General features: G+C 63.5%; 7 protein-coding genes. 2 read left to right on the top strand and 5 right to left on the bottom strand.

All coding sequences use genetic code 11. The features are described from left to right. From EN780_RS22170 to EN780_RS22190, 5 genes are all read right to left on the bottom strand, one after another. The coding region (locus EN780_RS22170) for an ABC transporter ATP-binding protein (protein WP_133372671.1) at positions 1 to 692 on the bottom strand (692 nt) is incomplete at its 3' end. Positions 693 to 770: 78 nt separating this feature from the next. Then, entirely contained in the window at positions 771 to 1,868 is a 1,098-nt protein-coding gene (locus tag EN780_RS22175) for a polyamine ABC transporter substrate-binding protein (protein ID WP_127392522.1), read from the bottom strand. Between the two features lie 360 nt (positions 1,869 to 2,228). Next, positions 2,229 to 3,191 (bottom strand): DMT family transporter, encoded by a 963-nt coding sequence (locus EN780_RS22180; RefSeq protein WP_127309634.1) that lies wholly within the window; start codon positions 3,189 to 3,191, stop codon positions 2,229 to 2,231. 173 nt (positions 3,192 to 3,364) lie between these two features. Then, positions 3,365 to 4,267: a DUF2167 domain-containing protein gene (locus tag EN780_RS22185; RefSeq protein WP_127309633.1), complete on the bottom strand. Its 903-nt coding sequence runs from the start codon at positions 4,265 to 4,267 to the stop codon at positions 3,365 to 3,367. Between the two features lie 151 nt (positions 4,268 to 4,418). Further along, positions 4,419 to 5,864: a short-chain fatty acyl-CoA regulator family protein gene (locus EN780_RS22190; protein WP_128275325.1), complete on the bottom strand. Its 1,446-nt coding sequence runs from the start codon at positions 5,862 to 5,864 to the stop codon at positions 4,419 to 4,421. Positions 5,865 to 6,111: 247 nt separating this feature from the next. Here EN780_RS22190 and aceA point away from each other — a divergent pair, with 247 nt between their 5' ends. Continuing rightward, complete coding sequence (gene aceA, locus EN780_RS22195) at positions 6,112 to 7,401, top strand: isocitrate lyase (protein WP_127309631.1); 1,290 nt, start codon at positions 6,112 to 6,114, stop codon at positions 7,399 to 7,401. A gap of 61 nt (positions 7,402 to 7,462) precedes the next feature. Further along, positions 7,463 to 7,705: a hypothetical protein gene (locus EN780_RS22200; RefSeq protein ID WP_127287374.1), complete on the top strand. Its 243-nt coding sequence runs from the start codon at positions 7,463 to 7,465 to the stop codon at positions 7,703 to 7,705. Positions 7,706 to 7,851 lie beyond the last annotated feature (146 nt).

Raw genomic sequence — 7,851 nt, forward strand, 5'->3', positions numbered from 1 at the left:
ACCTCGCCCTTGTCCATGATGGCGATGCGGTCGGCCATGGTCATCGCCTCTTCCTGGTCGTGGGTGACGACGACGAAGGTGAGGCCGAGCTCCTGCTGCAGGTCCATCAGTTCGAATTGCGTTTCCTCGCGCAGCTTCTTGTCCAGCGCGCCAAGCGGCTCGTCCAGCAGCAGAACCTTGGGGCGCTTGGCGACCGAGCGGGCGAGCGCGACACGCTGGCGCTGGCCACCCGACAATTGGTGCGGCTTGCGCTTGGCGAACTGCTCGAGCTTGACCAGCTTCAGCATCTCGGCGACGCGCTTTTCGATGTCGGACTTGGGCATGCCTTCCTGCTTGAGGCCGAAGGCGATGTTGTTCTCGACCGTCATGTGCGGGAACAGCGCATAGGACTGGAACATCATGTTGACCGGCCGCCGATAGGGCGGGATGCCGCGCAGGTCCTGGCCATCGAGCAGGATGCGCCCGGCGGTCGGCTCCTCGAAACCGGCAAGCATCCTCAAAAGCGTCGACTTTCCGCAGCCGGAGGCGCCGAGCAGCGCGAAGAACTCGCGCTCGAAGATGGTCAGCGACAGGTTGTTGACGGCGATGAAGTCACCGAACTTCTTGGTGACATTGTCGAACTGGATGTATGGCTTGGCGTTCGGGTCGTTCCATGGCGCGAAGTCCCTGCGGATGCTGCCAAGCGATTTCATGTTCCCCACTCCGTCCTTTTGTCTTGCCCCCAAAGAGCACGACCCCGGCGGCCTGCCGCCGGGGTCGTGCCGATTTGCCTACTGGCCGGTCACGATCTTGGTCCAGGTGCGCGTGATGACGCGCTGGGTCTTCGGATCGTAGGGTTGGACGGTGTAGAGCTTCTCCAGGGTCGCCGCGTCCGGATAGACCGCCGGGTCGTCCAGAAGCGCCTTGTCGACGAACTGCTGCGAGGCCTTGTTGCCGTTGGCATAGAGCACCGCATTCGACGACTTCGCGATCACCTCCGGCGTCATCATGTAGTTGAGAAACTCATGCGCTTCGGCGACATGCGGCGCGTCGGCGGGGATCGCCATCTGATCGAACCACATCTGGGCGCCTTCCTTCGGCACCGAGTAGCCTATCTCGACGCCCTGCTTGGCCTCGACGGCGCGGTTGCGCGCCTGGAAGACGTCGCCCGACCAGCCGACAGCCAGGCAGATGTCGCCATTGGCGAGCGCATTGATGTACTCCGACGAATGGAACTTGCGGATATAAGGCCGCACCTTCAGCAACGCTTCCTCGGCCTTGGCGATCTCGTCGGGAGAGGTGCTGTTGGGGTCGAGGCCGAGATATTTCAGCGCGGCCGGGATGATGTCAGCCGGCGAATCCAGCACATAGACGCCGCAATCCTTCAGCTTGGCCAGATTGTCCGGATTGAAGAACACGTCCCAGCTGTCGATCTTGTCGGTGCCAAGCGCTGCCTGCACCTTCTTGATGTTGTAGCCGAGGCCCACCGTGCCCCACATGTAATTGATGGAGTACTCGTTGCCGGGGTCGTATTTGGCGGTTCTTTCCGAAACCGTGTCCCACATGTTGGAGAGGTTCGGCAGTTTCGATTTGTCGAGCTTCTGGAAAACGCCGGCCTGGATCTGGCGGGCAAGGAAATTGCCGCTCGGCACGACGACGTCATAGCCGCTGCCGCCAGCCAGCAGCTTGGTTTCCAGGATTTCGTTGGAATCGAAGGTGTCATAGACGACCTTGATGCCGGTCTTCTTGGTGAAGTCTTCGATGATCGTCGGGTCGATATAATCGGACCAGTTGAAGACGTTGACGACGCGGTCCTCGGCGTGACCGGCAGGCGTCAAAAGCGCCAGAAATACCGATGTCGCCGAAAGCCAGAGCGCTTTGCGGATCATGTTGTTCTCCTTTGGTGAGTGTTCCGTCGCCAATCCGTCGCGGTGTCCGCGCGGCTGGGCTTTTGCTTCAGATTATTGAGCTTTCCGGGGAGCGACAAGCGCGAACAGCCGGCATAGAGGCGGTGCGATGCGGAGCCGGAAAAAGCTTTGGGCCGTTGCCGTGGCCTGGGGGGTGTGCCGACGTCGTCAGAGGCTTTCGCCATGGCGCGGGCAGGGATACGACGATGTGGTCCGGTCCCGATCGGACCGGCATTGAGACTTGGCAAGATACGCCTGTCTTGTTGTTGCCGTGCTCTTAGCCTGCCCGCCCGGCAGCGACGTTGTCAATGGCTCATCGCGCGCTTTGGCGCCTGCGCTTCATCAATTCGGAGACGGCACGCCGGTGACGCCCGGCCGCTCGGGCCGCGCCTGGCGCTTGAACTCGAGAGCGATGTGGACGAGGAGCGCGGCGACGACGACCGCGCCGCCGACAATCGTGCGCGCCGATGGCACCTCGGAATGCACGAGCCAGACCCAGATCGGGCCGAGGATCGGCTCGAACGTGCCAAGGAGTGCCGCCATCGCCGCCGGAACGAGACGGGCGCCGGTGGCGAAGAAGGCAAGGCCGACGCCAAGATTGAGGACGCCGAAGGCAAACAGGAAAGCCATGTCGCGGCTGGACACGGCGAACTGCGACGCCTGGGATGCGGCAAAGGCGCAGGCGAGCAGCGCGGCGAGACAGTTGGCCGGCGTCATGCGCACATGGGCGAAGCGCCGGGTGATCACGGTGGCGATCGAAAACATGCAGGCGATCAGCAGCGCCAGGCCATCGCCGATGGGAGACACCGCGCCATCGAGCGATTCCGAGACCATAATAGCGACGCCGGTGATGACGGCGGCGATCGCCACCCAGGTCGCTGTCGCCACCCGCTCGCGAAACACCACCCAGGCGAGCAGTGCCGCCAGCAGCGGCACGCCGGCCTGCATCAAGAGGATGTTGGCGACCGTGGTGTAGGAAAGCGCCACGATGAACGAGGTCGACGCGGTGGCGAAGCATACCGCCACGGCAAGGCCCGGCAGGCCCATGTCGCGAAACAATCTCAGCGTGCCCCGCCAGCCGTCGCGCCAGGCCATGAAGCAAAGCAGAAACGCCACCGCCCAGAGAGAGCGCCAGAACACGATCGTCCAGTTGTCGGTGACGTCGATGAAACGGGCGATGGTGCCGCCAAAGCTCCACATCAGCGCCGACAGGAACACCAGCAGCATGCCGATGCGCTCCTCGCCGGGCGAGATGGCCGGGCGCGGCGGGACGGCTGGCGAAGCTGGCGATGCGGCGTCGGTCATGGTTGCGGCTGTCGGCGATTTCAGGGCGGCTCGATGCGCGGTGGGCGGCAGGAACGCGCCGCATTGGCGTAACGCACCGGCGGCCGCGAGGCGTGATCCAGCCTCGCATTCCGTTTGGCGCACTGACGACCAGCAACTCGGCCATTCGGTCGGCAGAGACCGGTCATCGCACTTTAGGAGGAGGCGTCTCGGTTGCGCCGAATGAGCCGCCAAAGGCCCGCCAGCGGAACCAGCAGGATCACGCCGAACTTCTTCAGCGCGATCAGCGCCACCGCCAGCAGCCCAGCCTTGGCCGCCAGCTTGCCGGCAATGAGGCCACCGATGCCGACGGCGGCGACGGTGTCGAAACCTGGCCTGAAATCGACATACTTCTTGCCGGGGCTGAAGGCGGCGATGCCGAGCACCTCATCCAGGCTTTGCCTGATCTCCGGCAGTTGATCGACCGTGGCGATGTAGCTCATCACGAACACGCCCTCCCGGCCGAGAAAGCGCACATCGTAGTTCAGCGTGTGGACGGCATCGGTTCCGAACTGCAGCTCCTTGGCCCAGTGCAGGCGCTTGTTGACGGCATCGTATACCGGCGGCGAGGCCCAGCCGATCAAGGTGACGGGCTGAAATCCGTCCTTCACCCTTTGATCGTTGCTCGACCGAGTGTCCTCCTGCATGCCGCGCAGCAATTCAGCATAGTCGATGGACGCCGCGTCGCTGTCATCGACATAGCCGATCTTTTCCCAGCGCAGCTCAATGCCCCAATTGTTCTCGGAGATGGGGTCGTGGTTTGCCGGGAAAATCATGCCGACGGAGCCGGTGCCGACATCTGGCGGATTGCCCCAGGCCTCGGTCAGGACAGAGGCGGAATCCTTCTTGTCCAGGAAGTAGAACTTGCCCTTGAGGTCGAGGTGCACGCCTTCGGCGAGATCTATCGCTCCGGTCCTGGGCTCGATCTTGTCGAGGAATGCCTTACCGGCATCGTTGTATTGTTGGTACGATTTGAAGAATTCCGAGGATTTCTCCGCAAATGCGGATGAGGCTGAAAGGGCAAGCGTCAGCCCAAGCCAAAAAACTGTCCTGTTCATTCGCCGACCCCCCAGCCTTGCGCAATTCTTTTTTGATATCGCGACGCCAATGCTTAATCAATATTGCCGACGGCAATATTGCGGGGGGAAACCGCAATGGCTTGCTGTTGCAACGGAGGACGAGCCTCCGGGCCGACCAGCACAGTCGACGTCACTGGAAATCGAAAGCGCTCAGGCCGGTCACCATCTCGTCGAGGCCAAGCGGCCGCGTCACCGGCGGCTCGGCGCGCGCCAGGCAACCTATGCGTTCGCAGAGCCGGCAGGCGGGTCCCACCGGCGTGGCAACGGCGACGCCCTGCCCCGACTTGCCGCTCGCCGTCCCCGGAAGGGCTCCGCCATAGACGATCTCGTCACGAAAGCCGATATCGCAGCCGATGAGCAGCGCCGTGCGGCGCGGCCGCTCCGAGAAGGCGCCCTGTGGACCTTCCAGCGTGCGGGCAATGCAGAGGAATTCGGCGCCGTCCGGCATTTCCACCGCTTCCACCAGGATCTGCCCGGGCTGGGTGAAGGCGGCATGGACGGCGAGCTTCGGGCAGCCGCCGCCGAAGCGGCTCTGCGGAAAGCCCTGGCTGCCGGCCTTGCGGAAGCGGTTGCCGGCATTGTCGACCTCCAGCATGAAGAACGGCACGCCCGCCGCGCCCGGCCGCTGCAGCATGGTCAGGCGGTTGGCCGCCTGCTCGAAGGACACGCCGAAGCGCGAACGCAGCACGTCGATGTCGTAGCGGGAGCGCAGCGCGGCCGCGTGAAACGCCTGATAGGGCATCATCAGCGCGTGGGCGGCGTAACGGCCAAGCTCGAAGCGCGCCAGCCGGCGGGCCTCGTCAGTCGCCAGCTTCAGTGCCTGGATCTCGCCGGCGACCGCGACCGTCATGCGGATCAGCGAGGCTTCCATCGCCACCTCGCGCAACTGGTCGAAAGGCGACAGCCGTTCCGACAGGAACAGGCGCTGCGAATGGCGGTCGTAGCGGCGGCGCCAGTTCGGCATGGTGGCGACCGGCAGCACCTTGACGACGATGCCATATTCGCGCTTCAGCCAGGTCTTCAGCGCGCCGAACAGGTCGTCGCCAGGATCGAGCAGCGCCGTGAAGGCCTCGGCCTCCTCCTCCAGGGCGGTGAAATGGTTCGGCCGGCGCTCGAAGATTTCGTGCACCTCGTCGACCGGCAGGCGGGCGCCGGACAGGGCGGTGGCGCGGCCTTCGCGCGCCAGAAGCTCGTTGAGGTCGGAAAGCCGCTCCGCCTGTTCGCGATAGGCGCGAAACAGCTTCACCATCGCGGCGGAAGCATTGGGAGCGGCCTCGGCGAGCTCGATCAGCTCCTGGTCGCCCGGCAGTTCGCCCGACAGCAGCGGATCGCCGAACACTTCCCTGAGCGCCGATATCGAACCCTTCGCCTCGCCCTGCAATTCATGCGGATCGATCTTGTAGACCGATGCCAGCTTGAGGATCAGCTGCACCGTCAGCGGCCGCTGGTTGCGCTCGATGAGGTTGAGATAGGACGGCGAGATAGCGAGCCCTTCGGCCATCGCCGTCTGGGTCAGGCCCTTGGCGTTGCGGATGCGGCGGATGCGCGGCCCGGCAAAAATCTTCTGGTCAGCCACCCCATCTATCCTTGACAGGAATTTACACGATTTGGCCGCAAGTGCCTTCTCGGCCCTTTTACAATCGTGACAAATTTACAAGGCTCACCAGTCAAACGCAACACTGATTTTCCCTTATTTTCCGGCCGATGTTGCGGTTTTCCTCGCGCTTTTCGCAGTGCGATGTAAATGATGTCACACATCGACGGCGCACAGCTCCCATGGGCGACGTTTCCAAAAACCGGCATCGAATGAACTGGAGTATGCAATGACCGATTTTTACAACCTTGTCCCATCCGCGCCCGAAGGCCGCTTCGACGGCATCGAGCGGCCCTATTCGCCGGAGGATGTGAAGCGGTTGCGCGGCTCGGTCCAGATCCGCCAGAGCCTGGCCGAGATGGGAGCCAACCGGCTGTGGAAGCTCATCCACGAGGAGGACTTCGTCAACGCGCTCGGCGCGATGTCCGGCAACCAGGCCATGCAGCAGGTCAGAGCCGGGCTGAAGGCGATCTACCTGTCGGGCTGGCAGGTCGCGGCCGACGCCAACACCGCGTCCGCCATGTATCCCGACCAGTCGCTCTACCCGGCCAACGCGGCGCCGGAACTGGTCAAGCGCATCAACCGCACGCTGCAGCGCGCCGACCAGATCGAGACCTCCGAAGGCAAGGGACTTTCGGTCGAGACCTGGTTCGCGCCGATCGTCGCCGACGCCGAGGCTGGCTTCGGCGGGCCGCTCAATGCCTTCGAAATCATGAAGGCATTCATCGAGGCGGGCGCCGCCGGCGTCCACTACGAGGACCAGCTGGCGTCGGAGAAGAAGTGCGGCCATCTCGGCGGCAAGGTGCTGATCCCGACGGCGGCGCATATCCGCAACCTCAATGCGGCCCGTCTCGCGGCCGACGTGATGGGCACGCCGACGCTGGTCGTGGCGCGCACCGACGCCGAGGCGGCGAAGCTTCTGACCTCGGACATCGACGAGCGCGACCGGCCCTTCGTCGACTATGAGGCCGGCCGCACGGTCGAAGGCTTCTACCAGGTCAGGAACGGCATCGAGCCGTGCATCGCGCGCGCCATCGCTTACGCGCCGCACGCGGACCTGATCTGGTGCGAGACCTCGAAGCCGGATCTGGCGCAGGCCAGGAAGTTCGCCGAGGGCGTGCGCAAGCATCATCCGGGCAAGCTGCTGGCCTACAACTGCTCGCCGTCGTTCAACTGGAAGAAGAACCTCGACGACGCGACGATCGCCAAGTTCCAGCGGGAACTCGGCGCCATGGGCTACAAGTTCCAGTTCATCACGCTGGCTGGTTTCCACCAGCTCAACTTCGGCATGTTCGAGCTGGCGCGTGGCTACAAGGCGCGGCAGATGGCAGCCTATTCGGAATTGCAGGAAGCCGAATTCGCGGCCGAGGTTCATGGCTACACCGCGACCAAGCACCAACGCGAGGTCGGCACCGGCTATTTCGATGCGGTGTCGATGGCGATCAGCGGCGGCCAGTCCTCGACAACGGCCATGCATGAATCGACCGAACACGCGCAGTTCAAGCCGGCGGCAGAGTGAGCCGGTGCAAGAAACGACCAACAGAGGAAACGCCCGAAAGGCAACTTAAAGGAGAAGACCAATGGCATCGATTAGCCGCGTCAAGGAAAGAGCCGAAGAGCAATCCTCGGCGATGAGCGTCGACCAGCAGGCAACCATCCGCATGCTGGCCAATGACCTGCACAGGCTCAACCAGTCGGTGATGAAGGCGGTCGAAGCGGGCGTCTCGGTGGAACTGGTGCGTTCGGCCAGACATCATGGCGGCGACGGCAATTGGGGCGATCTGCTGATCCCGGTGATCGTGACCCAGCAAAGCCACAGCTAGGCAATTCCACCGCGCATTCGCTCTGCGACCGCGCAAAGGCCGAACTTTGTCTCGCCCGCGCCGCAACGCGCGGGCGACTTTCGTTTTTGACGGCCGATCCACTACTCGTTTTTCACGGCCGATCCACTACTGCCAGGAATAGAACC

The sequence above is a fragment of the Mesorhizobium sp. M4B.F.Ca.ET.089.01.1.1 genome (genome assembly GCF_004022605.1).
GTDB classification, from domain to species: domain Bacteria; phylum Pseudomonadota; class Alphaproteobacteria; order Rhizobiales; family Rhizobiaceae; genus Mesorhizobium; species Mesorhizobium abyssinicae.